Consider the following 24,160-nt stretch of genomic DNA (forward strand, 5'->3'; position numbering starts at 1 on the left):
GTGGTGACGAGGTCACTGCAAATCTTTTAACTTGAAGACGAGTGGGAAAGTCCGTTCTACCGTACCATCTTTTTTCTTGGGTAGTGGTGACGATTTGTTAATGCCCCTTTCCACTGCTTCATCGAATGCCGGAACGCCGCTGCTCTTGGTCTTGCGCACCGACAGGATTTCTCCGGTCGGCAGCTGCTCGATACGGAATTCGACCGTCGGATTACCCGGCTCGTCGCCGCCCGGGTAGACCGTATTGCTCTTGACCTTGGCTGCAATCGCCGCCTGGTAACCGCTGTCGAGTTTTGGCGCGCTCGATTTCTGGGCATTGCCGGTTGAACCGGCGGCGCCCGTGATGCGCTTGAGTTCATCACCACGAATCGCGTCCAGTTTCGCTTGTGCTGCCGCTTCGGCTTTGGCCTTTGCGGCTTTTTCGGCGGCGAGTTTCTTTTTCTTGTCGGCTTCGGCTTTTTCAGCCTTTTCTTTCTCAGCAGCGAGCTTCTTCTCGGCTTCTTTCTTTTTCTCTTCCTCTTTTTTCTTTTGCTCGGCGATATCGCGTTTCTTTTGATCGTCGCGTTCCTTCGCTTCCTCGCGGCGTTTTTCCTCAGCCAGTTCCTTGCGCCGCTGTTCTTCACGCTCTTCGCGTTCCTCGCGTTTCTTTTGCTCAGCGATTTCGCGCTCGCGTTCCTTCTTCGCCAGCTCTTCCTTGCGCTGCTTTTCGCGCTCGAGCGCGATGTCCGGCGCGGCCGGTTTCACTGGCTCCGGCTCCACCACTTTCGGCGTTGGCGGCGGTGGCGTCGGGGCTGGCGGCGTCGGCTCCGGTTCGGGCTGCGGTTCAGCTTCCACCGGAGGCGCCGGCAGCGGCGGGGCGGCGGCCGTCTCGACCTTCATGTCCCACACTTCCGCCTCGACCGAGATCGGGGTATTGCTCTGCCAGCTGATACCGAAATACAAAAAGGCCAGCAGCAGGGCGTGCACGGCCAGCGCCAGCAAGATCGCTGGCATGCGGCTCGGTTCGGGCGGCACCGTGTATTGGGCGCCGGGGGAAGCTGGCTTCATTACTCGTATGACTCTTTACTGGGTGGCAAGGCCAACGCGGGCAATGCCCATCTTCTTCGCTTCCGAGATCATCTCGATCACTTCCTCGTACTTGCTTTCGCGGTCGCCGGCGATCAGCACCGGGTAGTCCGGGTTGTCCTGGTGCAGGGTGCGCAGGCGGGCGAGCAGGGCGGCGCGGTTGTCCATGTTTTCCGCCGGCGCCGATTCCTTGCCGTGCACGCCGATCGAGAGTTCCGCGTTCGGCTTGATCGAAATCTGGATGTAGGTGTCAGGCGGCAGCGTCGATTTTTCGGCGCGTGGCAAATTCACCACATTTGGCGTCTCGTTGGCTGGCACCGCCATGAAAATGATGAGCAGCACCAGCATCACGTCGATGTAGGGCACGACGTTGATTTCAGCTTTCAGTTTGCTGCGGCGCCCGCTGCGCATGCTGCTGGAATTGGCCATGTCGGTTCCTCCTGCGATCAGCGCGACTGGCGCTGCAGGATGTTCGAGAATTCCTCGACGAAGCTTTCGAAGCGAATCGCCAGGCGGTCGATGTCGTGGGTGAAGCGGTTGTAGGCGACCACGGCAGGAATCGCGGCGAACAGGCCGATGGCGGTGGCGATCAGCGCTTCGGCAATGCCGGGCGCGACCACGGCCAGCGTGGCTTGCTGGACATTCGCCAGGCCGCGGAAGGCGTTCATGATGCCCCAGACGGTGCCGAGCAGGCCAATGTAAGGCGAGACCGAACCGACCGACGCCAGGAAGTTCAGGTGCAGGTCGAGCGCATCGAGTTCACGCTGGAAGGCAGCGCGCATGGCGCGGCGGGCGCCGTCGAGCACTGCGCCCATGTCGAGGGCGTCGCGCGAGGCTTGCTTGCCCTTGATGAACTCGCCCATGCCCGCTTCGAAGATGCGTGCCAGGGCGCCGCTCTGGTCGCGCTGGGCGCTGGCGCTCTGGTGCAGGGTGTGCAGGTTGCCGCCGGCCCAGAAGCTGCGCTCGAACTGCTCGGTCTGGCGACGTGCGGCGCGAATCGCGAACAGCTTGCGGAAGATGTACGACCACGAGAAGACCGACAACAGCAACAGCAACAGCATGATGAGCTGCACCAGGATATGCGCGTTACTGATCAGGGCAATGAAAGAAAGGTCGTGGGTCGGGGTCATCGGTTGGGCAATATTGTCGGTTTATTCAAGCGGCACGCATTTTATCAGCCACGTGGCCGGGGAGCGAGCGCGGCCGTACAGACGCGAGGTCGACGCAGCCGACCTTGACGCTGGCTTCGGCCAGGAGCACGTCGCCGCGGTAGGCCTTTTGCGCAAACTGCACCGAGGCGCGGCCGAGCTTTTCGACCGCCAGGGTCAGCGTGATTTCGTCGTCCAGGCGCGCCGGTGAGTGGTAGTCGATGGTGGCGCTCTTCACCACAAAGCCGGCATGGTCCGAGGCAATCAAATCCTGCTGGCCAATGCCCGCCGCACGCAGCCATTCGGTGCGCGCACGTTCGAAGAACTTCAGGTAATTCGCGTAGAACACGATGCCGCCGGCGTCGGTGTCTTCGTAATAGACCCTGACAGGCCAGGTGAAAACGGAGGGCATGCTACAAGCCATAAATGATAATAAGAAACATTTTACGCTATTCGACTTCGCATATGTACTCCAGCGAACATGACGGATGGACAAGCGCTACCATGGCGCATGCTGTGACTTGCCAAGATTTCAGGGGTAGTAGACGAGATGCAACCCTGTCAAGACAACAACTGTAACACTTTCTCACAATTATCAGAGGTGGGGCGCACGGTGTGCATATGTTCTGCCCAGCGGTATCTGTCGCGGATAATCGGCGGTAGGGTGGGCACTTGTGCCCACGCGGTATGGTACTCATGCATACCGGGCTGTCGCTCATTGGCGAATCAACTCAACCGGTGAGACCGCGTGGGCACAAGTGCCCACCCTACCAAATCGCTGATCAACCGGTTTTTCAGGAAGAAAACGTATGCGATTCGCACGAAACCTCAGCTGCGCTTGATATTGAACGGTGAGAACCCCTGGCAGGTCGGCATCAGCTCGATCAGGTTCACATTGATATGCGGCGGCAGGGTCGCAATCCAGTACGCCGTCTCGGCAATATCCTGCGCGGTCAGCGGCGTAGTGCCTTCGTACACCTTGGCCGCGGCCGCATCGTCGCCCTTGAAGCGCACGTTCGAGAATTCGGTGCCGCCGCACAGCCCCGGCGCCAGGTTGGTGGCGCGCACGCCGGTGCCAACCAGATCGGCGCGCAGGTTCAGCGTAAATTGTTCGACGAAGGCCTTGGTGGCGCCGTACACATTGCCGCCAGGGTAAGGATAGTGTCCCGCCACCGAGCCGAGGTTGATGATCAGCCCGCTGCCGCGCCCGACCATCGCCGGCAGGATCGCGCGGGTCATGGTCACCAGGCCCTGGCAATTGGTGGCGATCATGGTTTGCCAATCGGCCAGCGGCGCCTCATGGGCCGGCGCGGTGCCCAGTGCCAGGCCGGCGTTGTTGATCAGCACGTCGATCGGGCGCCAGGACTGCGGCAGCAGGGCCAACGCTTCCTCGATCGAGGCCTTGTCGGTCACGTCCATCTCCACCGGCAGCGCCGAGTCGCCCAGTTCGGCGGCGAGGGCGTCGAGACGGTCCTTGCGGCGCGCCGCCATCACGACCTGGTGGCCGTGGCGGACGAAAGTGCGCGCCATGTCGGCGCCGAAGCCGGCCGATGCGCCGGTGATGAAAACGATCATGATGAATCCTCGGGTTGGCTGAACCCGGTGATTGTAGCCGAAACGATCATGTTGACCGACCTTTACGGCCCGTTGCCGCCAGGTCGGCGGTTTCCTTGCCCTGAATGGGCACATCACATACAATCCGAGCTCCATTTGCGTCTCACGTGACTGGCGAAAACCGCATGAGCCTGGCTCTGCGGCAAGGTGGTTACCACCGTGGAGCGTGAGACCCCATCCGCCGTTCGCCTGGGCAACCGACAATGTGCACGCGCAGCAGACCTCTGCCGCGCGGCCGCTTGCGTCCAGGCTTCCTGCCGATCCGGCTCTGCCCTGTCTGGTTCTCTTATCGATTGGAGTTTTGTTCATGTTTGCAAAAGATCACACGCTGGCCAATGTTGACCCGGAACTGTGGGATGCGATTCAGAAGGAAAACACACGCCAGCAAGATCACATCGAGCTGATCGCGTCGGAAAACTACACCTCGCCGGCCGTCATGGAAGCGCAAGGTTCGCAGCTGACCAACAAGTACGCCGAAGGCTATCCGGGCAAGCGCTACTACGGCGGCTGCGAATACGTCGACGTCGCCGAGCAGCTGGCGATCGACCGCGTCAAGCAACTGTTCGGCGCGGAAGCTGCCAACGTCCAGCCGAACTCGGGCTCGCAGGCGAACCAGGGCGTGTTCTTCGCCATGCTGAAACCCGGCGACACCATCATGGGCATGTCGCTGGCCGAGGGCGGCCACCTGACCCACGGCATGGCGTTGAACATGTCCGGCAAATGGTTCAACGTCATCTCGTATGGCCTGACCGAGCAGGAAGACATCGACTACGACGCCATGGAACGCCTGGCGCGCGAGCACAAGCCGAAGATGATCATCGCCGGCGCCTCGGCCTTTGCCCTGCGCATCGACTTCGAGCGCTTCGCCCGCATCGCCAAGGAAGTCGGCGCCTACTTCATGGTCGACATGGCCCACTACGCCGGCCTGATCGCCGCCGGCGAATACCCGAATCCGGTGCCGTTCGCCGACTTCGTCACCTCGACCACGCACAAATCACTGCGCGGCCCGCGCGGCGGCATCATCCTGATGAAGGCCGAGCACGAAAAGGCCATCAACTCGGCGATCTTCCCCGGCATCCAGGGCGGTCCGCTGATGCACGTGATCGCCGGTAAAGCGGTCGCCTTCAAGGAAGCGCTGTCGCCGGAGTTCAAGGCCTACCAGCAGCAGGTCGTGAAGAACGCCAAGGCCCTGGCCGAGGCGCTGATCGAACGCGGCCTGCGCATCGTGTCGGGTCGTACCGAGTCGCACGTGATGCTGGTGGACCTGCGCGCGAAAGGCCTGACCGGCAAGGAAGCCGAAGCGATCCTGGGCCAGGCACACATGACCTGCAACAAGAACGGCATCCCGAACGACCCGCAAAAGCCGTTCGTGACCTCGGGCATCCGCCTGGGCAGCCCGGCCTTCACCACCCGCGGCTTCAAGGAAGAAGACGCGACGAAAGTCGGCCACCTGATCGCCGACGTGCTGGACAACCCGCACGACGCCGCGACCATCGAGCGCGTGAAGGCCGAAGTCAAGGTCCTGACCGACAAGTACCCGGTGTACGCAGCGTAATCGTCACAACGCTACAAACGTAGTAGAGTTCAGGAACGGCGTCAGAAGCATGGCGCCGTTCCTTGCATTACCCAGCATTATCCGCATCATCAGCACCATCGGCGCCCCATGAAATGTCCGTTCTGCCAGCATGAAGATACCCAGGTCCTCGATACGCGCGTATCCGAGGAAGGCGACGCCATCCGCCGCCGCCGCCGCTGCGTGCAATGCGACAAGCGCTTCACCACCTACGAACGCATCGAACTGTCGATGCCGATCATCGTCAAGAAGAACGGCAGCCGCACCGAATTCGCCTCCAGCAAACTGCGCGGCAGCCTGATGCTGGCCCTGCGCAAGCGCCCTGTATCGGCCGAAGCCATCGACGCCGCCGTCGCATCCATCGAGGAAAAACTGCTCACCAGCGGACGCCGCGAAGTCGATACCGGCTATGTCGGCGAACTGGTGATGCAGGAACTCAAGCGGCTCGACGAGATCGCTTACATCCGCTTTGCCTCCGTCTATAAAGACTTCAAGGACCTCGCCGAGTTCCAGCAAGCGCTTGCCGAAGTCGGGCATTCGCGCAAATAAATCCGCGGTTCTACGCGACCCTGGCACACACAACTTTGGCAAGCGCGCACGCTTGAGCGGCCGCATGGGTGCGTCTTAGCTCGCTGATAACTTCACAGCTCGCGCGAATTCCCGCGCCTTGAACCTGTGGAGGTGGCCGTGCAAGATCGTTTCCGATTATAGAGGAGGACGAAATGAAACAAGGAAGACCGTTCGTGGCATTTAGTCTGGAACCTTCAGATGACGCTTTGCATATAACGTTATTGTCTGGACCTCGTGTTTTACGAAATGAAGTAGTCGAACAAACGTTCACCGATTTACCCAGCCTGAGTCTTCATGGCTTAGATGGTGGCGCGGCAATCATTGGTAAATTCGTGCTCGCGGTACTGCAACGAGAATATCCCGAGAAGTTCAAGAAGTATCCGAATCTCATCATTAAAGTGGGTAGAGGACCTACTGAAGAAGATCTGAAAGCAATGGAAGAGAGGCTCGGGCTCGATGCCTCTGATGAAGGAGGTTAAGTAGTACGTTAGCCTGCACCATATCGGTCCAATACGAACGTCAGGCGCAGCCAGCCTGGCCCGGTTCGACCTGTATGAGACGGCGCGTCTCGTGCACAGAGCATTCCCGGCGGCCGCATCGCGGCCTGCCGCGACGCCACTGTCTGGAACCCGGCCCTGCAGGCGCCCGACTGGGATTGCGTAAGTTTGGCCTCGGCCCCATCGTCGTCAAGCATGGATAGTGCATGCATTCCAGGCAGGGCTAGCCAGCATACAAGCGCCTGCCTTTGTCACCATGGTGGTGCCAGGATGAGCGCCCGCTTGCGCCAACGCGGCATGAGCCTTACCGAACTGCTGGCTAGCTTCACTATACTGGTCAAATCGACTGCTTTTCAAGCTGGTTATGCAAATACAGCCGTGGGTGCTTGCGCTGCATAAGCGTCCGGTCTCCGCCGAAGCCATCGACGCCGCCGTCGCCTCGATCAAGGAAAAGCTGCTCACCAGCGGCCGCCGCGAAGTCGATACCGGCTATGTCGGCGAACTGGTGAGGCAGGAACTCAAGCGGCTCGACGAGATCGCGTACATCCGCTTTGCCTCCGTCTATAAAGACTTCAAGGACCTCGCCGAGTTCCAGCAGGCGCTTGCGGAAGTCGGGCATCCGCGCAAGTAAATCCGCCACCTTAGGCGACCCTGGAACACGCAAGTTTGGCAAGCGCGCACGCTTGAGCTGCCGCATGGGTGCGCCTTAGCTCGCTGATAACTTCACAGCTCGCGCGAATCCCCGCGCCTTGAACCTGTGGAGGTGGCCGTGCAACGCTGTGGTGCCGAGGGTTTTACGCTGGTCGAAGTACTGGTCGCGATGTTCATCCTGGCCGTCGGCGCCGTCGGCGCAGCAGCCACGCAATCGACCGTGGCGCGCCTGCGCGAACAGGCTGCGCTCGAATCCGAAGCCGTGCAGCTGGCGGCCTCGCTGTCGGCGCGCATGCTCGCCAATCCGGCGCAGATGGCGCTGCCCGACGCGGCCAACCCCTACCTCCAGCTCGACTACGACGCAGACGACGGCGACCCGGACGCCGCGCCCGTGCAGTGTTTCGATGGCGCCGACTGCGACCCTGCCAGCCTGGCCCGCTTCGACCTGTACGAAACGGCGCGTCTCGTGCAGCGTGCCTTCCCGGGGGGCCGTATCGCGGTCTGCCGCGACGCCGCCGTCTGGAACCCGGCCATGCAGGCGCCGGACTGGGAGTGCGTCAGTTCGGCGCAGGCGCCCATCGTCATCAAGCTCGGCTGGCGGATGCACGCGCGGCAGGGGCAGCCGGCTGCTGGCGCGCTGGCCTTTGTCACGATGGCGGTGCCGGGATGAAGGCCGAGGTCCGTCAATGCGGCATGACGCTGGCCGAGCTGCTGGTGGCGCTGTCGCTCGGCCTCGGCGTGCTGCTGGCCGGTTCGACCTTGCTGCTTGGCGCGAACGCTGCGTATGCCGGCCATGCCGACGCGGCGGCGATCGACGACAGCGGCCGCTATGCGCTCGAAGTCATCGGCCGCGCCGTGCGCCAGGGCGCCTTTGCCGACTGGGAGCGGCTGGGCGCCGCCGGGCCGGCACCGGGTGCGCCGGCGGCCCTGCTCGGCCTCGACGACCGCTCCATCGGCAAGACCAGCTTCGGCATCGACAGCCCGCTTCCGGCCAGCGTCAACCACAGCGACGTGCTGGCGGTGCGCTACAGCGGCGCCGGGGCGGGGCCGGATGGCGACGGCAGCGTGCTCAATTGTGCGGGCTTTCCGGTGCATGAAGCCGAAGACGGCTGGAGCATCTTCTATGTCGCACGCAACGGCGACGGCCAGGAAGAACTGCGCTGCAAGTACCGTGGCACGACGAGCTGGGGCGCGGATGCGGTGGTGGCCGGCGTGGACGGTTTCCAGGTCTTGTACGGCATCGATACCGACACGCCGCGCGATGGAATCCCCAACCGTTTTATCAATGCCAGCGCGCTGAACGCGCTCGATGCGGCGCTGTCGCTGAGTGGCGCCACGTCCGCAGATCTGGAAGCGGACCGGAATGCCAAGACCTGGTGGAAGCGTGTGACCAATGTGAAGGTGGCCTTGCTGCTGCGGGGCGAGCGGCCGTCTTCCATCGCGGCGCCGGTTGGATATGACATGTTCGGGCAGGAGTACAGCGACGCGCACGCAACGGGTGACCCGGGTGTGAGGCTGGCGCAAGCCGGGTTGGCCGGCAGCGAGGGCACACCCAAGCAACCGCTGCGCCGCCTGTTCACGGCCGTGTATGCAACCGGCGCCACCGTTCCCTGAGGCTGCGATGCGCAAGCACCCGATACAAGGCGAGCGCGGCGCGGCGCTTGTCACGGTCCTGTTCCTGATGCTGGCCGTGCTGATGATGTCCGTCTCCAGCACGCGCGCCTCGCTGGCTGCCGTCAAGTCGGCACGCCATGAGCGCGACCGCCATGTTGCATACCAGTCGGCGCAGGCGGCGCTGGTCGATGCCGAGCGCGATATCGCCGGCGCGGCAGGTCCGGCCTCGCCGCGCACCGCGCTCTTCGTCGCCGCGAATGCAAGCGCCTTCGTCGCTGGATGTGCGGGTACCGCCGAACACGCGGGCCTGTGCCGTCTCGTCCCGGCGCCGGGCATTCCGGCATGGCAGGCGGCCGATCTCGCGGGAACCTCGTCGGTGGAATACGGCCGCTTTACCGGCGCCGCGATGCCCACCGGCGCCGGCCTGCTGCCGGCCCGGCCGCCGCGCTACATCGTCGAACTGCTGGACTACCCTGCAGCCGACCCGGTCTACCGCATCACCGCCGTCGGCTTCGGCGCCGGCGAGGCCACGCGCGTGGTCCTGCAGGGCCACTACCGCCGCGCCACCGCCACCACGCCCGCGCGGCGCCTGGGCTGGCGCGAAATCGCCAACTGGCCCGAGCTGCATGCCGCCACCCTCTGACATTCATCCACCCAAGGAGAACGACGATGTACCGCAGTCCCGGCTTCACCCTGATCGAAACGATGGTCGTGCTGCTGATCCTGTCCATCCTGGCGGCGATCGCCTATCCCGGCTATACCGAGCACCTGGCGACGATGCGCCGCATCGAAGGGCAGGTGGCGCTGATCGACGCCATGCAGCAGCAGGAACGCCATCATTCGCTGCACCATAGCTATGTCGCGTTCTCGGCGGCGGCCCCGGTCGAGGGCCAGCGCTGGTGGTCGGGCAGCCACGCGCCGGAAAGCGCCTACGAACTCGAGGCACGCGCCTGCCCGGACAGCGCGCTGCGCGACTGCGTCGAGATCGTCGCCACGCCCGGCACCGCCAAAGTCGACGCCAGCTACCGCGACAGCGCATGCGGCACGCTCAGCATGCGCAGCACAGGCGAGCAGGGCGCCAGCGGCACCTCGGACCGCTGCTGGCCATGAGGGGGCAGCCACAACACGGCATGACGCTGCCCGAACTCATCATCGTCACCGCCATTGCGGGGACCATGCTCGCCGTCGGCCTGCCCAACCTGCAGGCGCTCGTGCACGCCCAGCAGGTGCGCAGCGCCACCAACGATCTGTTCGGCGCCATCAACCTGGCGCGTGCGCAGGCGATTGCGCGCAACGAGCGCGTGAAGATGGTGCCGCGCGACCCCGAGGGCACGCAATGGGCGCGCGGCTGGACCGTGTTCGCCGACCGCGACGGCGATGGCGAACCCGGCCCGCTTGATGACATCATCGCCGTGCACGGGCCGCTGCCGAGCGGCGTGGCGTCGGTGTTTGCCTTCACCAGTCCTGCAGCGCCGTATTACATCGCCTACAATGGCGCCGGGCGCAGTTGCAGCGACACCAGCAGCGCGTCGGCGCGCTGGGGCACGCTGTCGCTGTTCTACGGCAACGCGATCCGGCGTATTAAAATCAACATGCTGGGCCGCGCCCGTGTGTGCGACCCGCAGCGCGACACCAACTGCGAAGGCGCCGAGGCGCCTTCCTGAACCAATCACATTGAACACAGTGCAGATCAAGACCGATACCGAAGGCATGGCGCTGGCCCTGGAATGGGCCGCGAAGGGCATGACCATCACCGCGCCGAATCCGCGCATCGGCTGCGTGATCGTACGTGACGGCGAGGTCATTGGCGCCGGCCACACCCAACCGGCCGGCCAGGCCCACGCCGAGATCCAGGCGCTGCGCGACGCCGCTGCCCGCGGCAACGACGTGCGCGGCGCCACTGCCTACGTCACGCTGGAGCCCTGCAGCCATTACGGCCGCACGCCGCCCTGCTCGACGGCGCTGGTCGAGGCCGGGCTGGGACGCGTGGTGGCAGCGATGGGCGACCCGAACCCGCTGGTGGCGGGACGTGGCATGGCCCAGCTGGAAGCGGCCGGCATGGCGGTGGCGATGGGCGAACTGGCCGAGCAGGCCTACGAACTGAACATCGGCTTCTTCAAGCGCATGCGTCAGGGCCTGCCCTGGGTGCGCCTGAAGACGGCGGCCAGCCTGGACGGTTTCACGGCGCTGGAGAATGGCGAAAGCCAGTGGATTACCGGCCCGGAAGCGCGCGCCGACGGCCATGCCTGGCGTGCCCGCGCCTGCGTGATCCTGACCGGCATCGGCACGGTGAAGGCGGACGACCCGCAACTGACGGTGCGCGGGATCGGCACGGATGGCGCCAATACGCGCCAGCCGCGCCGCGTGATCGTCGACAGCCGGCTCGAGATCGACCTCGGTGCGCGCATCCTGCAGGGCGAGCCATGCTGGATCGTGGCTGCCGCCGACGAGGGCGACAAGGCGCAGCAGCTGCGCGCGCTTGGCCACGACGTCATCCTGCTGCCTGGTAGCAACAGCAACAGCAACAGCAACAGCAGCAGCGGCAAGGTCGATTTGCCGGCCCTGATGCGCGAACTGGGCCGGCGCGAGATCAACGAAGTCCACGTCGAAGCCGGCTCGAAGTTGAATGCTTCGCTGGTGCGCGAAGGCTGCGTCGACGAGCTGCTGGTCTACCTGGCGCCCAGCCTGATCGGCGCGGGGCAGGGTATGTTCGCGCTGCCTCCGCTGGCTCGCCTGGCCGACAAACACGCGCTGCGCTTCCACGGCGTGAGCCAGGTGGGCGCCGACCTGCGTATCCTGGCCCGCTTTGAATCAAGCAAGCAAGCAAGCACGCAAACATCAAACTGAAAACAAACCTGAGGAATAAGGCTGTATGTTTACTGGAATCGTCGCCGCTGTCGGCAACATCACTTCGGTCTCGCCGCTGGCGGGTGGACATGACGCGGGCGTGCGCCTGGAAATCGACGCCGGCAGCCTGCCGCTGGGCGACGTCATCCTGGGCGACTCGATCGCCATCAACGGCGCCTGCATGACCGTGGTCGCCAAGACCGACAGCAGCTTCGCCGTCGACGTCTCGCGCGAAAGCCTGAGCAAGACCGCGGGCCTGGATGCCTCAGGCGAAGTCAACCTGGAAAAAGCCCTGACCCTGGCCGAGCGCCTGGGCGGCCACCTGGTGTCGGGCCACGTCGACGGCCTGGGCACGGTGCACAGCTTCGCGCCGGTCGGCGAGTCGCACGAACTGGTGATCGACGCACCGCAGGAACTGGCCAAGTTCCTGGCCTATAAAGGCTCGGTCGTGGTGAACGGCGTGTCGCTGACCGTCAACCGCGTGGAAGACCTGGAAGCGAACGGCGCCAAGGTCTGCCGCTTCTCGATCAACCTGATCCCGCACACCATCGAGGTGACGACCCTGAAGCACCTGCGCGCCGGCAGCCAGGTGAACCTCGAGATCGACCTGATCGCGCGCTACGTCGAGCGCATGCTGTCGGCTTCGAAGGTCTGAACGGCCACCTCGCCGGCCCGCAGGTTCACTGCGGGTTGGTGAAATAGAGCGAGCTGGTGCCGCAATCCGCGCACTCGCGATAGAACTGGCGCCCGTCCTTGCGGATGCGTTCCTTGTGGTCGGCGCCGCCGCAGCCCACGCTGAAGGGCGTGTTGCCGCTGCACTCGCCGCACTTGAAGTAGTACCCGTATTTTCCCCAGACGATGGACAGGGCCGCGCCGCCACAGCTGCGGCAGGCATGCGGCTGGGCGTCCGGTTCCGGCGCCGCAGGAGCGACAGCACGCGCGGACGCAGGGGTGGCGGCGCCGTGCGCCGACAGCCGCGCGGCACTGGCCTGCGGCTGGATGACGACGCGCGGCCCGGTGTGGGCCGGCGCCGCCGTTGCCAGTGCCGGTTCCCGCTCCATGCCGGCGGACGGCGCGGCGGGACGTGGCGGCGCCGGATCGGTCCTCGCCGGCGCCGGCGCCGCCTGCAGCAGGGCCTCGCGCTGCACCCCGAAGCGCGCCATGTAGTCCGAGGTCGAAGGCCGGTGCAGCGCCACCAGTTTCTTCGCGATGTCGCCGATCGAATCCGATACCGTGTTCTTCAGCAGGCCGCTGAGCGCCGTGAGCATCGGCGCGCCTTCCAGCGACTTGTGCAGCCTTTCCATGAACTGGTCGGCCTTGACCACCTGCGAGGTGTCGAACTTGCGCGGCCGGTCGATGCGCGCCTCGGGCGCCACCAGCACCAGGGTCTCGATCGGCGACTCGCCCAGGCCGATCGACTCCAGCACCTTGCGCAGCACCAGTGCATGGCGCTCGTTCTGGGCCAGCGGCGAGGACATGCCTTCGTAGGTCTTCTTCCAGTCGTTCCAGCGCAGGAATTCGCCCTGTTCCGTGATCTTCACGCCATGCGCGAAATGCTTGGTCTCGAGGATGTAGATGCGGCGCGTGCGGTGGATCAGCAGGTGGTCGATCTGGGCCACGCGGCCGTCGTCGAGCACCAGGCGCAGGTCGTGCACGACGGCGGTGCGGGTCGAATCCTTCAGGTGGAAGTCGATCAGGTAGGCCGACTCGCGCTCGCCCTTCACGCCGGCGCGCATGATGCGCAGCTCGCGCTCGATCAGCGCCTTCTTGTCCGCGCCGGCCAGGGCCAGCATCTTTTCCAGGATCGCGAGGACCGCGTCCTTGTTATCGGTGTCTTTGTAGATCATGTTCGTCTCCGGCTCGGTTCACCCGGGAAGTGTAGCGGCGGGGCAAGAAGCCATCATGATATTTTCTTGCTTCAAGGCAAAATAATGCATCCCGCATAAAATTTGTTGCGCGTCGAACTCAGGAGATGTCGCGTAGACTGCGCCAGGTCAAACAAGGACGAGCCAGCCCCCGCATATCCCGTGCCCAGGGCGGCCAACGAGGAGGAGACCAATGAAAGTAAGCAAAGCCCTTGCCGGGGCCATGACGGCCGGCGCCCTGGTGGGCACGAGCCTGGCCGCCGCTGCGGCTGCCACCGAGGTTTCCACTGCAGCTTCCACCGCAACCGCGCTGCGCGACTACCGTTCGGTCGCGATCACGGCACATGGCGAGCTCATCGCCGCCATCGAATCCGATGCCGGCGCACCCGGCCAGCGCCCCCACGGACGCATCCTCGTGCGCGACGCCGCCAGCGGCAAGGTGACGGCCGAATACGACCCGTGCGCCAGCTGTTCCTACGATTTCCCGAGCTGGTCGCCGGACCGCCGCAGCCTGGCCTTCATCGCCGCCGACGCCCAGGCCGGCACGGCCACGCTGTGGGTGGTGCGCGGCGGCCAGCCGGCAGCCGCAGCCACCATCCAGGGCGTGGCCAACACGGCGCGCTGGTCGCCGGACGGTGGCCGCATCGCCTTCCTGGCCACCGTCGGTGCGAAGAAGCAGACCGGCGCGGTCGAGGCGGGCGAGCGCCTGGTCGGCGAGATCGGCGTCAGCGAAGATGCCCAGCGCATCGCCATCGTGCCGGGGGAGGGAGGCGAGGCGCGCATGGTCTCGCCAGCCGGAACCTACGTTTACGAATACGACTGGACGCCCGACGGCAAGGGCTTCATCGCCACCAGCGCGCAGGGCAACGGCGACAACAACTGGTGGGTGGCGACGCTCGGCCACATCGATGCCGCCAGCGGCGCGCTGCGCATCGTCGCCGCGCCGAAGATGCAGGTCAGCCTGCCGCACGTGTCGCCGGATGGACGCACGGTGGCCTTTGTCGGCGGCCTGATGAGCGACTTCGGCTCGGTCGGCGGCGACATCTTCACGGTGCCGCTGGCGGGCGGCGAGCCGGTCGATGTCACGCCCGGTTTCGCCGGCTCGTTCAACGGCCTGGCCTGGAAAGGGACTGGCCTGGTCGCCTCCAGCCTGGAGGGCGACCAGATGACGGTGGTCGCGGTCGACCCGCAGGCGCGCAGCACGCGCCGCCTGTTCTCGCGCGCGGTCACGGCCAACGGCTCGCGCGACGGCCGCATCGTGTTCAGCGCGGACGGCGGCGCGGCGGTGTCGGTGTTCGAGACTTACGAGCAGGCGCCCTACATTGCCGCCGGCCGCGTGAACGAGCTGGTCAAGCTCACGCGCGACAACGATGGCGCCTCGCCCCAGGTGGCGGCGCGCAGTATCAGCTGGACCAACGAGGGCTACCGCAGCCAGGGCTGGCTGGTGGGCCCGCGCCAGCCGCAGGCCGGGCGCACCCATCCGATGGTGGTGATCGTGCATGGCGGCCCGGCATCGGCGGCCACGCCGCGCTACGTCGGCGCCGGCGATTCGGCCAATCCGCTGGTGCGCGAGCTGGTGGAGCGCGGCTACTACGTGTTCCAGCCGAACCCGCGCGGCAGCTATGGCCAGGGCCTGGCGTTTACCTCCGCCAACCGGAGCGACTTCGGCGGCGGCGACTGGCGCGACATCCTGGCCGGCGTCGATGCGGCCATCGCGCAGGCGCCCATCGACGGCGCTCGCCTGGGGCTGATGGGACACTCCTACGGCGGCTTCATGACCATGTGGGGCGTCACCCACAGCACCCGCTTCAAGGCGGCGGTGGCGGGGGCAGGCATTGCGAACTGGATCAGCTACTACGGCCAGAACGGCATCGACCAGTGGATGGTGCCCTTCTTCGGCGCCACCATGTACGACGATCCGGCGGTGTACCGCAAGGCCTCGCCGATCGAATCCATCAAGCAGGCGAAGACGCCGACCCTGGTCTATGTGGGCGAGCGCGACGTCGAGACGCCGGCGGTGCAGTCGATGGAGTTCTGGCACGGCCTGCGCGCGATGAGGGTGCCGACGGCGCTGGTGATCTACGACGGGGAAGGGCACGCGATCCGCAAGCCGGAGCACCAGCTGGACCAGCGCAGGCGAACGGTGGAGTGGTTCGAGAAGTATTTGAAGCAGTGAGCGTTCAGCCAGCCGTCATGTGATCGATAGCGGCAGATGCTCGTAGGGTGGGCACTCCGTGCCCACGCGGTTACGTGTGTATCCTGTTCACGTTGACTGTGATGTCTCGCCCCGTATCGCTCGCAAACAGTCGGACCGTTATCGGTTCTTAGCAAGGCCGTGGGGCGAATCATCGCCGCCCGTGGCCGCCATCGTGCGCACGTAACCGCGTGGGCACGGAGTGCCCACCCTACGATTGCAGCTGCGGGCCTTCGGTTAGTTTGCCGGCGCTTCCGCTTTCGCCGACTCTTCCTTCGCCACCGGCGGCGCCACGCCTTTTTCCGGATAGAGCACCACCTGCACGTAATTCCCCGTGTTCAGGTAACGCTTCGCCGCATCCTGCACCTCGCTCGCTTGCAGCGCCAGCACGCGCTCTTCGTGCGTCAGGATCGCCGCCGGGTCGGTCCCGTCCAGCAGCGCCGATTGCAGCCGGCCCAGCCAGTAGCCGTTCTCGCGCAGCGCGCGGCGGTGGTTCTGGATCCAGTTCTGCTTCACCTTGGCCAGGTCGGCTGCCGCCGGGCCTTCGCGCTTGATGCGCTCGAATTCCTCGAAGGTGGCGGCAATCACCTTGTCGACATTCTCCGGCCCGGTCGGCAGGGTGATCGACAGCGAATAGCTTTCGTAGGGAATCCGCCCCAGCGAGGCGCTGGCGCTGCCGCCGTAGATGAGCGACAGCTTCTCGCGCAGCACTTCGATGATGCGGATGTTCAGCACCTCGACCAGCGCCTGCAGGCGCATCTGCTCGGCGTCGGAGAAGGTGGCGTCGCCGGTGAAGGTGAGCGAGACCGTGCTCTTCGGCTCGCTGCCGCTGTGGACGGCGCGCTTGATCACGCCTTTCACCGGACGCAGGCCGACGTCGCGGTAGGCGGTCGGGATGTCCGGCGTCGGCAGGCTGCCCAGGTAAGTCGCCAGCAGCGGCTTGATCCGGGCGATGTCGAAGCTGCCCACCATGACGAAGGTCAGGTCCTTGGCGCTCGAGAAGCGTTCGCGGTAGATGGCGATGCTGCGGTCCAGGCTGATCTGCGAGAACTCTTCCGGACGCAGCGCACGCGGCGCGCGCGGGTGGTTGTTGTACAGCGTGGCGACCAGGGTGTCGCCGAAGCGCGCGCCCGGCTGGGCCAGGCGGTTGCGCGCCGCTTCCACCTGCTTGCCGATGAAGGACTTGAACAGGTCTTCATCGCGGCGCACGGCGTCGAAGCGCAGCCACAGCATCTGCAGCATGGTCTCGATGTCGGTTGCACCCGACGAAGCGCCAACGATCTCGCTGTAGCCAGACAGGCCCATGGTCACCGCCGCGGCCTTGCCGGCCAATACGCGCGACAGGTCGAGCGGCGAATACTCCTGCAGGCCCATGCTGGCGACGATCGCATTCGCGTAGCGCGCATTCAGGATGTCGGCATCGCCGTACAGGCTCTGGCCGCCGAAGCGCGCCGCGCTCATCACCACCTGGTCGTTGCGGAAGTCGGTCGACTTCAGGATCGCTTTCACGCCGTTCGAGAAGGTCAACTCAGTCAGGCCGAGCGTCTTGTCCTGGGTCTCCTTGACGATGCTGCCGGCCTTTGGCGGCTGCGCCATCAGGGTCGAGCCAAGCGCCTTTTCCTCGCGCGGCGCCACTTGCGCCTTTTCGGCCGTGGCCAGGGCGGCGAGCAGGGCGTCGCCTTCGGGCGGCGGCATGTCCGGGCGCGCAATGCCGGTGTAGACCACCAGCTTGCCCGAGTCCGCCGGAATCGTGCGGCGCGCGTAGGCGTTCATCTCGTCGAGCGTCACGCCGGGCAGCAGCGTTTGCGCATAGCCGTATTCGGCGGCGATGCCGGGGATCGGCTCCTGCTGCAGGAAGTTGCGCATGTACTCGCCCACGTAGGAACCGGAATCGGTCTTGTCGCGCTCGTTGTAGCTGCGCTCGAAGCTGCGCATCATGTCCTTCTTCGCGCGGTCCAGTTCCGCGGCGGAAAAGCCGTACTGGCGCGCCCGCTCGTTCTCGCGCACCAGGGCGTCGATGGCCTTCGGCGCGCCGCCCGGGCCGACGACGGCGCTGGAGTTGTAGGCTTTGTAGAAGGGCGTCAGCTTGCCGAGGGCGCTGCCGCCGCGCAGGAAGGGCGGCTCGGCCTGCTGCGTCAGTTCCGCCAGGCGCCCGTTCAGCATGCCGGTGAACAGGCTTTCGACCAGCTGCTCGCGGTAGCCGCGCACGGTGTCGGGCTCGCGCACCGGCATCACCGGATAGCGGATCAGGATGCTGTTGCCGCCGGCTTCCTTGTCGGTGACGACCAGGGCTTCGGTGTCGTCGCGGCGCGGAATCTCGGCGTACTCGCGCTTGCGGGCCGGGCTCGGGTTGGTCAGCTTGCCGAAGTGGGCGCGGATCAGCTTTTCGGCCTGGGCCGGCTCGATGTCGCCGACCGCCACCACCGCCATCAGATCGGGGCGGTACCAGTCGCGGTAGAAGCGGCGCAGGGTCTCGGGCTGGAAGTTGCGCAGTACTTCCTCCTTACCGATCGGCAGGCGCTCGGCGTAGCGCGAGCCATTGAACATCTTCGGATACAGCTTCTTGCCGATGCGGTCGCCCGCGCCCTTGCCGAGCCGGAGTTCTTCCAGCACGATGCCGCGTTCCTTGTCGACTTCGGCATCCTCGAAACTCAGGCCGTGGGCCCAGTCTTCGAGCACCTGGAAGGCGCGCGTCAGGTTCTCCGGCTTGTCGGTGGGGATAGGCAGGATGTAGACGGTTTCATCGAACGAGGTGTAGGCATTCAGGTCCGCGCCGAACTTCACGCCGATCGACTGCAAATAGTCGACCAGCTCGTGCTTCTTGAAGTTGGCGGTGCCGTTGAAGGCCATGTGCTCGACAAAATGCGCCAGGCCTTGCTGGTCATCGTCTTCGAGGATGGAGCCGGCTTTTACCACCAGGCGCAGTTCCACGCGGCGCTCGGGACGGGCGTTCTTCTGGATGTAATACGTGAGGCCGTTCGCCAGCTTGCCGACCTTTACCTGCGGGCCGACCGGGATCGGCGCGTCGAGCTTGACGGCCGCCGCGGGCTGGGGCGGCGTGGACGGGCGCTTCTGGTTTGCAGGAGCAGATGCAGGGGCGGCATGGACAAAAGGATGGACCAGCAGGACGGCAAGACAGGTGCTACGGACGAATTGGATGAGCATCGGGATTCCGTGACGAGGATCGGTAAACAAGCGTCGAAGCGCTATTCTAAGGCCTGGTGTGGATCAGGCCTGGCGGAGCGCGATGCGGCCCGTTTGCAGCAGCACGCCCATCTCGCGCGCCGGCAGCGCTGGACTGTACAGGTAGCCCTGCAGCACCTCGCAGCCGATGCGGCCCAGGAAATCGCGCTGGGCCAGGGTCTCGACGCCTTCGGCCACCACGCGCAGGGACAGGCCTTCGGCCAGGGCGATGGTGGCCTGGGCGATGGCCGCGCTGCGCGCGTCGAGGGCGATGTTGCGGACAAAAGCCTGGTCGATCTTCAGCTTGTCGAGCGAGAAGCGCGACAGATAGCCAAGCGAGGAATAACCGGTGCCGAAGTCGTCGAGCGACAGCGAGACGCCCATCGCTCGCAGCTCGGCGAGCTGGGCCTCGGCGGCCGTGGTATCGCCCAGCATCACGCTTTCGGTCAGCTCGACTTCCAGGTAGCGCGCCTCCAGTCCGGATTCCTGCAGCGCGGCGCGCACCACGGCGGGCACGGTGCCGGCCTTGAACTGGTGCGCCGAGACGTTCACCGCCACCGGTACGCACGCCAGCCCGGCATCCTGCCAGGCCTTGTTCTGCAGGCAGGCCTGGCGGATCACCCAGTCGCCGATCGGCAGGATCAGGCCGGTGTCTTCGGCCAGCGGGATGAAGTCGGCCGGGGAAATGCGGCCCAGTTCCGGGCTGTGCCAGCGCAGCAGGGCTTCCATGCCGAGCACGCGGCCATCGCTGGTCGCCACCTGCGGCTGGAAGTGCAGCGCCAGTTCGTCGCGTCCGATCGCCCGGCGCAGGTGCGTCTCCAGGGCCAGCCAGCGCAGCGCCTGGTCGTTCATCTCGCCCTTGAAGAAGCGGAAGCCGTTGCGGCCGGCCTCCTTCTGGTGCGCCAACGCGGCGTCGGCCGCCTTCAGCAAGTCGCCGGGGGCGTCGCCGTCGCGCGGGAAGACGCTGATGCCGACGCTGCCGGTGACCACCACGTCGTGCCCGCCCACCGGGTGCGGCTGGGCGATGGCGTCGATCAGGCGCCGCGCCGAGAAGATGATGTCCTCGGTGTCGTCGCAGCCCGACAGGAGCAGCACGAATTCGTCGCCCGACAGGCGCGCCACCGTGTCCAGCGGCCCGGCGATCTCCATGGCGCGGCGCGCCACCTCGCGCAGCAGGGCGTCGCCGGCGGCGTGGCCCAGGCTGTCGTTGATGCGCGAGAGGCGGTCGACGTTCACCATCAGCACGGCCAGCTGGCGTCCGCTGCTGCGCGCCGCGGCAATCGACTGCTGCAGGCGGTCCTGGAACAGAGACCGGTTCGGCAGCTGGGTCAGCGCGTCGTGGTTGGTCAGGAAGTCGAGCTGGTTGTGGGCGGCCTTCAGGGCCGACAGATCGCTCGACACCGACACGTAGGCGGTGAGCTTGCCGGCGTCGTCGCGCACCGCGCTGATGCTGGTGTGCTCGGGGAAGATCTCGCCGTTCTTGCGCCGGTTCCAGAGCTCGCCGCGCCACTGGCCGTACTGCTCCAGGCTGTCCCACATGGCGCGGTAGAAGCCGGCGTCCTGGCGCCCCGAGCGCAGGAAGCGCGGGTTCTTGCCCATCGCCTCGGCCTCGCTGTAGCCGGTGATGCGCTCGAAGGCGGGATTCACGGCCACGATATTCGCGCAGGCGTCGGTCATCATGATCGCTTCCTGGGTGCTGTCGAACACTTGGCGCGCGAGTTCGAGCCGGTGCTCGCTGTCGCGCAGCGCGGCGTCGGCCCTGGCGCGCGCGGTCGCTTCCAGCTGCAGCTGGGCGGCATGGCGCTGCACCACCCCGTACAGGTTCAGGTTTTCGTAGGCCACCGCCAGGTGGGCGCCGAGGGCCGAGGCCCAGCGCAGGTCTTCCTCGCCAAAGGGGGCGGCGCCGGGCGCGCGCACGAAGTACATCCAGCCGTGCAGGTGGTGCAGGTCGCGCACCGCCAGGCCGAGGAAGGCGCCGGGACGCGGGTGCAGGGTCGGCCAGGGCAGGGTGGCCAGCAGCGGTTCGCCCGCGTGCAGCAGCAGGGCTTCGCGCGCATGCACCAGTGCCCCCGGCAGGCGCAGGTCGTTGGCGGCGTGCGGCGCCACCAGGGCGCCGTCGAAGCCCTGCGCTGCCAGGTGGCGCACGCTGCGCTCGTCGCGTTCGAACAGGCACAGCGCCAGCGTGTCGGCGCACAGGATGCGGCCGGCGGCCTGCAGGAAGCAGGCGGCCAGCCCCTCGACCTCGCGCTCGTCGACCAGCTGCAGGCACATCGCCTCCAGCGCGGCCAGGCGGGCATTGAGCTGGCCCTCGGGCGCGGCGCAGCTGTCCGGGATCTCCGGCCCGGCGGGGGAGACGGACGCCGGGGCTGCCGGCGCCGCTGCCTTCGGAGGGGCGCTCGGCAGCGCGCCGGCCAGCACCAGTTCGGCGTTCACCGCTTCCATGATGGCGTCGGCGTCGGATGGTTTACTCAGCACGCGCTCGACGCCGCAGCTGCGCGCCATGGCCAGGGTCTCGCGCTCGGCATAGACCGCGGAATAGAAGATGACGCGGGTGGCGGCCAGGTCGCGGTCGGCGCGCAGGCGCTGCACGAACTCGTAGCCGTCCATCTTCGGCATCAGGATGTCGGTGATGATCAGGTCGGGGCGGTGGGCGCGCACCAGGTCGAGCGCGGTGGCGCCGTCGTCCGCCTCGAGCAGGCGGTGTTCGGTGAAGCCGAGCAGGGCCAGCAGGTAGGCGCGGTTGCTCGGCCGGTCGTCGACGATGAGGATGGTGGCCATCAGTAATTCTCCCGGGCTGCGGCGGTGAACTGACGGTCGAATGGCAGTACCAGCATGACTACTCCAAGAATACGCCGGCGGCAGCACGCCGACGCGTTAGACCGGATTATCATAATCCAGCCGATGTCGCAAACACCACGAAGTTGCATTCTAAGACATAACGTTTAACAATTGTATTTGAACAATTGCTATTTTGTTGTGGTAGTGCAACGAGCTTATGCGAATGGAATGGCGGGCGCATGGAATTGTCGTGCCCGGATCGCCGGGAGAGGCGGCCGGATGCCGGCAAATCCTTTAAAATAGCGGATTACGCACGGCGCGTCACCCGTGCATTCGCCGTATTCGCCGTATTTGTCATCCGCATCCGTCACCCGCATCCGTTACCGTTCTCAAGGAATCCACATGTCTATCTCCAGCACCCAGGAAATCGTTGCCGAATTGCGCGCAGGGCGCATGGTCATTCTGGTCGATGAAGAAGACCGCGAGAATGAAGGCGACCTGGTGCTGGCGGCCGATTTCGTCACGCCGGAAGCGATCAACTTCATGATCCGCCACGCGCGCGGCCTGGTCTGCCTGACCCTGGCGGAAGAAATCTGCGACCGCCTGGCGCTGCCGATGATGACCAGCCGCAACGGCACCTCGTTCGGCACCAACTTCACGGTGTCGATCGAAGCGGCCGAAGGCGTGACCACCGGCATCTCGGCGGCCGACCGCGCCCGCACCATCCAGGTGGCGGTGGCCAGGAACGCGCAACCCGACGACCTGGTGCAGCCGGGCCACATCTTCCCGCTGCGCGCGGTCAAGGGTGGCGTGCTGATGCGCGCCGGCCACACCGAAGCCGGCTGCGACCTGACCGAGATGGCGGGCCTGACCCCGGCCTCGGTGATCTGCGAGATCATCAAGGAAGACGGCACCATGTCGCGCCTGCCGGACCTGATCGAGTTCGCGAAAGAGCACAACCTGAAGATCGGCACCATTGCCGACCTGATCCACTACCGCAGCCAGAACGAAAGCCTGGTCGAGCGCGTTGCCGAGCGTACCCTGAACACGGCGCACGGCGAGTTCAAGCTGATCGCCTGGCGCGACAAGCCTAGCGGCTGCGCCCACCTGGCCATGGTCCACGGCGACATCGACCGCGAGGTGGAAACCCTGGTGCGCGTGCACCAGCCGGTGTCGATCCTCGACATCCTGGAGCACAAGGCGACCACCCATTCCTGGACCATGTCCTCGGCGATGGAAGCGATCAAGCACAGCGAGAGCGGCGTGCTGGTGCTGCTGAACTGCGGCGAAACCGCCGAGCAGCTGTTCTCGCAGTTCGCCTCGATCGACGCCCCGGGCGCGCGCCCGAGCGGCCGCGCCGCCACGATGGACCTGCGTACCTATGGTATCGGCGCCCAGATCCTGAAGGAGCTCGGCGTCGGCAAGATGAAGCTGCTGGCGAATCCGCGCAAGATGCCGTCGATGACCGGGTTCGACCTGGAAGTCACCGGTTACATTGCGACTCCTGGCGCCTGAGGCGGTACACTTTCACTATTTATTAATACGACAAACAAGAAGAGGGCAGCCATGACCGTAGGAACTTATGAAAGCAACATGACGGGCGAAGACCTGCGCATCGGGATCGTGCAGGCGCGCTTCAACGCCGACGTCGGGCACGGCCTGCTGTCGTCCTGCCTGGCCGAGCTGAAGCGCCTGGGCGTGGCCGACGAAGACATCCTGCACGTGACCGTGCCGGGCGCGCTGGAAGTGCCGCTGGCGCTGGCCAAGATGGCCGAGACCCAGCAATTCGACGCCCTGATCGCACTGGGCGCGGTGATCCGCGGCGAAACCTACCACTTCGAGCTGGTTTCGAACGAGTCGGGCGCCGGCATCACTCGCATCGGCCTGGACTACGGCATCCCGATCGCGAACGCCATCCTCACCACCGAAAACGATGCGCAAGCCGAAGCGCGCATGGCCGAGAAGGGCAGCGACGCCGCCAAGGTGGCCGTCGAGATGGCGAACCTCCTGATGGCGCTCGAAGAGCTGCATCCGGAAGAAGAAGAGTAAACAGAAGGAACACGATGAACGAGAACACCACCCACGCCAACCCGAGCAAGAACCGCACCCCGCGCCACCGCGCGCGCGAGTTCGCGCTGCAGGGCCTGTACCAATGGCTGCTGAACAATGAGCCATCGAGCACCGTGGCGAAGAATATCCGCCAGGCGCATGGTTTCGACAAGGCCGACGGCGAATACTTTGCCAGCCTGCTCAACGGCACCATCAGCACCTCGCTCGAACTGCGCGAAGCGATCGCCCCGCTGATCGACCGCAGCATCGCCGAACTGTCGCCGATCGAGCACGGCGTGCTGCTGCTCGGCGCCTACGAGCTGAAGAACCAGCCGGACATCCCTTACCGCGTCGTGATCAACGAAGCGGTCGAGCTGACCAAGTCGTTCGGCGGCATCGACGGCCACAAGTACGTGAACGGCGTGCTCGACAAGCTGGCCGGCAAGCTGCGTCCGGAAGAAGTGGCGGCCGACGCGCGCCGTTAAAACCTGCCGCTACTATATAGATTAGTA

At 65.6% G+C, this 24,160-nt stretch carries 22 protein-coding genes, 1 pseudogene and 1 riboswitch; of the genes and pseudogenes, 15 read left to right on the plus strand and 8 right to left on the minus strand.

Features of this window, described 5'->3' with window-relative positions; translation table 11 throughout:
* Window positions 1-12: 12 nt before the first annotated feature.
* The 5 genes from tolA to QWL29_RS19945 form a co-directional block, all read right to left on the minus strand.
* Window positions 13-1,047, minus strand: a complete 1,035-nt coding sequence (gene tolA / locus QWL29_RS19925; protein ID WP_305824622.1) for a cell envelope integrity protein TolA — start codon at window positions 1,045-1,047, stop codon at window positions 13-15.
* A gap of 15 nt (window positions 1,048-1,062) precedes the next feature.
* Window positions 1,063-1,494, minus strand: coding sequence for a biopolymer transporter ExbD (locus tag QWL29_RS19930; protein WP_305824623.1), 432 nt, complete (start codon window positions 1,492-1,494; stop codon window positions 1,063-1,065).
* Window positions 1,495-1,511: 17 nt separating this feature from the next.
* A complete protein-coding gene (tolQ, locus tag QWL29_RS19935; protein WP_229439366.1) occupies window positions 1,512-2,195 on the minus strand; it encodes a protein TolQ in 684 nt (227 codons plus the stop codon).
* Window positions 2,196-2,220: 25 nt separating this feature from the next.
* A complete protein-coding gene (ybgC, locus tag QWL29_RS19940; RefSeq protein WP_305824625.1) occupies window positions 2,221-2,625 on the minus strand; it encodes a tol-pal system-associated acyl-CoA thioesterase in 405 nt (134 codons plus the stop codon).
* A gap of 416 nt (window positions 2,626-3,041) precedes the next feature.
* Complete coding sequence (locus QWL29_RS19945) at window positions 3,042-3,788, minus strand: SDR family oxidoreductase (protein ID WP_305824626.1); 747 nt, start codon at window positions 3,786-3,788, stop codon at window positions 3,042-3,044.
* Window positions 3,789-3,924: 136 nt separating this feature from the next.
* A riboswitch (ZMP/ZTP riboswitch) is annotated at window positions 3,925-4,029 on the plus strand.
* A 105-nt stretch (window positions 4,030-4,134) separates the two neighbouring features.
* On the opposite strand from QWL29_RS19945, the gene glyA reads away from it, so the two are divergent.
* The 11 genes and pseudogenes from glyA (at window position 4,135) to QWL29_RS20000 (ending at window position 12,234) form a co-directional block, all read left to right on the plus strand.
* Window positions 4,135-5,382 (plus strand): serine hydroxymethyltransferase, encoded by a 1,248-nt coding sequence (gene glyA, locus QWL29_RS19950; RefSeq protein WP_305824627.1) that lies wholly within the window; start codon window positions 4,135-4,137, stop codon window positions 5,380-5,382.
* A gap of 108 nt (window positions 5,383-5,490) precedes the next feature.
* On the plus strand, window positions 5,491-5,949 hold the full coding sequence (gene nrdR, locus QWL29_RS19955) for a transcriptional regulator NrdR (RefSeq protein WP_305824628.1): 459 nt from the start codon (window positions 5,491-5,493) through the stop codon (window positions 5,947-5,949).
* 173 nt (window positions 5,950-6,122) lie between these two features.
* Window positions 6,123-6,449 carry a hypothetical protein gene (locus tag QWL29_RS19960; RefSeq protein WP_305824629.1) on the plus strand — a complete coding sequence of 109 codons (327 nt, stop codon included), beginning with the start codon at window positions 6,123-6,125 and terminating at the stop codon, window positions 6,447-6,449.
* A 400-nt stretch (window positions 6,450-6,849) separates the two neighbouring features.
* A pseudogene (locus tag QWL29_RS19965) lies at window positions 6,850-7,098 on the plus strand (ATP cone domain-containing protein); the annotation flags it as partial.
* A gap of 138 nt (window positions 7,099-7,236) precedes the next feature.
* Window positions 7,237-7,788: a type IV pilus modification protein PilV gene (gene pilV, locus QWL29_RS19970; protein WP_305824630.1), complete on the plus strand. Its 552-nt coding sequence runs from the start codon at window positions 7,237-7,239 to the stop codon at window positions 7,786-7,788.
* Complete coding sequence (locus QWL29_RS19975; RefSeq protein ID WP_305824631.1) at window positions 7,785-8,732, plus strand: PilW family protein; 948 nt, start codon at window positions 7,785-7,787, stop codon at window positions 8,730-8,732. Before pilV ends, QWL29_RS19975 begins: the two co-directional genes overlap by 4 nt.
* Window positions 8,733-8,739: 7 nt before the next feature.
* Window positions 8,740-9,375 carry a pilus assembly PilX family protein gene (locus QWL29_RS19980; protein ID WP_305824632.1) on the plus strand — a complete coding sequence of 212 codons (636 nt, stop codon included), beginning with the start codon at window positions 8,740-8,742 and terminating at the stop codon, window positions 9,373-9,375.
* Window positions 9,376-9,401: 26 nt separating this feature from the next.
* Complete coding sequence (locus QWL29_RS19985) at window positions 9,402-9,842, plus strand: type IV pilin protein (protein ID WP_305824633.1); 441 nt, start codon at window positions 9,402-9,404, stop codon at window positions 9,840-9,842.
* 20 nt (window positions 9,843-9,862) lie between these two features.
* A complete protein-coding gene (locus QWL29_RS19990; RefSeq protein WP_305824634.1) occupies window positions 9,863-10,396 on the plus strand; it encodes a GspH/FimT family pseudopilin in 534 nt (177 codons plus the stop codon).
* A 19-nt stretch (window positions 10,397-10,415) separates the two neighbouring features.
* Window positions 10,416-11,579, plus strand: coding sequence for a bifunctional diaminohydroxyphosphoribosylaminopyrimidine deaminase/5-amino-6-(5-phosphoribosylamino)uracil reductase RibD (gene ribD, locus QWL29_RS19995; protein ID WP_305824655.1), 1,164 nt, complete (start codon window positions 10,416-10,418; stop codon window positions 11,577-11,579).
* A gap of 25 nt (window positions 11,580-11,604) precedes the next feature.
* Complete coding sequence (locus QWL29_RS20000) at window positions 11,605-12,234, plus strand: riboflavin synthase (protein WP_305824635.1); 630 nt, start codon at window positions 11,605-11,607, stop codon at window positions 12,232-12,234.
* 25 nt (window positions 12,235-12,259) lie between these two features.
* Here QWL29_RS20000 and QWL29_RS20005 read toward each other — a convergent pair whose 3' ends face one another.
* On the minus strand, window positions 12,260-13,426 hold the full coding sequence (locus tag QWL29_RS20005) for a nuclease-related domain-containing protein (RefSeq protein ID WP_305824636.1): 1,167 nt from the start codon (window positions 13,424-13,426) through the stop codon (window positions 12,260-12,262).
* 211 nt (window positions 13,427-13,637) lie between these two features.
* Between QWL29_RS20005 and QWL29_RS20010 the strand changes: the two genes are divergently transcribed.
* Window positions 13,638-15,620 carry a S9 family peptidase gene (locus tag QWL29_RS20010; RefSeq protein ID WP_305824637.1) on the plus strand — a complete coding sequence of 661 codons (1,983 nt, stop codon included), beginning with the start codon at window positions 13,638-13,640 and terminating at the stop codon, window positions 15,618-15,620.
* Between the two features lie 255 nt (window positions 15,621-15,875).
* Here the strand turns inward: QWL29_RS20010 and QWL29_RS20015 are convergent, their stop codons facing one another.
* Together QWL29_RS20015 and QWL29_RS20020 are read right to left on the minus strand one after the other, a co-directional pair.
* Window positions 15,876-18,803: a M16 family metallopeptidase gene (locus QWL29_RS20015; protein WP_305824638.1), complete on the minus strand. Its 2,928-nt coding sequence runs from the start codon at window positions 18,801-18,803 to the stop codon at window positions 15,876-15,878.
* A gap of 63 nt (window positions 18,804-18,866) precedes the next feature.
* A complete protein-coding gene (locus QWL29_RS20020) occupies window positions 18,867-21,599 on the minus strand; it encodes a two-component system response regulator (protein WP_305824639.1) in 2,733 nt (910 codons plus the stop codon).
* 402 nt (window positions 21,600-22,001) lie between these two features.
* Between QWL29_RS20020 and ribBA the strand changes: the two genes are divergently transcribed.
* From ribBA to nusB, 3 genes are read left to right on the plus strand one after another with little or no spacing between them, the layout of a single operon-like run.
* Window positions 22,002-23,114 carry a bifunctional 3,4-dihydroxy-2-butanone-4-phosphate synthase/GTP cyclohydrolase II gene (gene ribBA, locus QWL29_RS20025; RefSeq protein WP_305824640.1) on the plus strand — a complete coding sequence of 371 codons (1,113 nt, stop codon included), beginning with the start codon at window positions 22,002-22,004 and terminating at the stop codon, window positions 23,112-23,114.
* Between the two features lie 51 nt (window positions 23,115-23,165).
* The gene (gene ribH, locus QWL29_RS20030) at window positions 23,166-23,648 is read left to right on the plus strand and encodes a 6,7-dimethyl-8-ribityllumazine synthase (RefSeq protein WP_229439350.1); all 483 of its coding nucleotides are present in this window, start codon (window positions 23,166-23,168) and stop codon (window positions 23,646-23,648) included.
* A gap of 14 nt (window positions 23,649-23,662) precedes the next feature.
* Window positions 23,663-24,133: a transcription antitermination factor NusB gene (gene nusB / locus QWL29_RS20035; protein WP_305824641.1), complete on the plus strand. Its 471-nt coding sequence runs from the start codon at window positions 23,663-23,665 to the stop codon at window positions 24,131-24,133.
* The last annotated feature ends 27 nt before the right edge of the window (window positions 24,134-24,160 follow it).

Origin of the sequence: Massilia brevitalea (assembly GCF_030711405.1) — a bacterium.
GTDB classification, from domain to species: domain Bacteria; phylum Pseudomonadota; class Gammaproteobacteria; order Burkholderiales; family Burkholderiaceae_D; genus Telluria; species Telluria brevitalea.

What these genes read in the sequence shown, in the direction of transcription:
- tolA (WP_305824622.1), bottom strand. Translation starts at nt 1,047, where the DNA reads ATGAAGCCAGCTTCCCCCGGCGCCCAATACACGGTGCCGCCCGAACCG.
- QWL29_RS19930 (WP_305824623.1), bottom strand. Translation starts at nt 1,494, where the DNA reads ATGGCCAATTCCAGCAGCATGCGCAGCGGGCGCCGCAGCAAACTGAAA.
- tolQ (WP_229439366.1), bottom strand. Translation starts at nt 2,195, where the DNA reads ATGACCCCGACCCACGACCTTTCTTTCATTGCCCTGATCAGTAACGCG.
- ybgC (WP_305824625.1), bottom strand. Translation starts at nt 2,625, where the DNA reads ATGCCCTCCGTTTTCACCTGGCCTGTCAGGGTCTATTACGAAGACACC.
- QWL29_RS19945 (WP_305824626.1), bottom strand. Translation starts at nt 3,788, where the DNA reads ATGATCGTTTTCATCACCGGCGCATCGGCCGGCTTCGGCGCCGACATG.
- glyA (WP_305824627.1), top strand. Translation starts at nt 4,135, where the DNA reads ATGTTTGCAAAAGATCACACGCTGGCCAATGTTGACCCGGAACTGTGG.
- nrdR (WP_305824628.1), top strand. Translation starts at nt 5,491, where the DNA reads ATGAAATGTCCGTTCTGCCAGCATGAAGATACCCAGGTCCTCGATACG.
- QWL29_RS19960 (WP_305824629.1), top strand. Translation starts at nt 6,123, where the DNA reads ATGAAACAAGGAAGACCGTTCGTGGCATTTAGTCTGGAACCTTCAGAT.
- QWL29_RS19975 (WP_305824631.1), top strand. Translation starts at nt 7,785, where the DNA reads ATGAAGGCCGAGGTCCGTCAATGCGGCATGACGCTGGCCGAGCTGCTG.
- QWL29_RS19980 (WP_305824632.1), top strand. Translation starts at nt 8,740, where the DNA reads ATGCGCAAGCACCCGATACAAGGCGAGCGCGGCGCGGCGCTTGTCACG.
- QWL29_RS19985 (WP_305824633.1), top strand. Translation starts at nt 9,402, where the DNA reads ATGTACCGCAGTCCCGGCTTCACCCTGATCGAAACGATGGTCGTGCTG.
- QWL29_RS19990 (WP_305824634.1), top strand. Translation starts at nt 9,863, where the DNA reads ATGACGCTGCCCGAACTCATCATCGTCACCGCCATTGCGGGGACCATG.
- QWL29_RS20000 (WP_305824635.1), top strand. Translation starts at nt 11,605, where the DNA reads ATGTTTACTGGAATCGTCGCCGCTGTCGGCAACATCACTTCGGTCTCG.
- QWL29_RS20005 (WP_305824636.1), bottom strand. Translation starts at nt 13,426, where the DNA reads ATGATCTACAAAGACACCGATAACAAGGACGCGGTCCTCGCGATCCTG.
- QWL29_RS20010 (WP_305824637.1), top strand. Translation starts at nt 13,638, where the DNA reads ATGAAAGTAAGCAAAGCCCTTGCCGGGGCCATGACGGCCGGCGCCCTG.
- QWL29_RS20015 (WP_305824638.1), bottom strand. Translation starts at nt 18,803, where the DNA reads ATGCTCATCCAATTCGTCCGTAGCACCTGTCTTGCCGTCCTGCTGGTC.
- QWL29_RS20020 (WP_305824639.1), bottom strand. Translation starts at nt 21,599, where the DNA reads ATGGCCACCATCCTCATCGTCGACGACCGGCCGAGCAACCGCGCCTAC.
- ribBA (WP_305824640.1), top strand. Translation starts at nt 22,002, where the DNA reads ATGTCTATCTCCAGCACCCAGGAAATCGTTGCCGAATTGCGCGCAGGG.
- ribH (WP_229439350.1), top strand. Translation starts at nt 23,166, where the DNA reads ATGACCGTAGGAACTTATGAAAGCAACATGACGGGCGAAGACCTGCGC.
- nusB (WP_305824641.1), top strand. Translation starts at nt 23,663, where the DNA reads ATGAACGAGAACACCACCCACGCCAACCCGAGCAAGAACCGCACCCCG.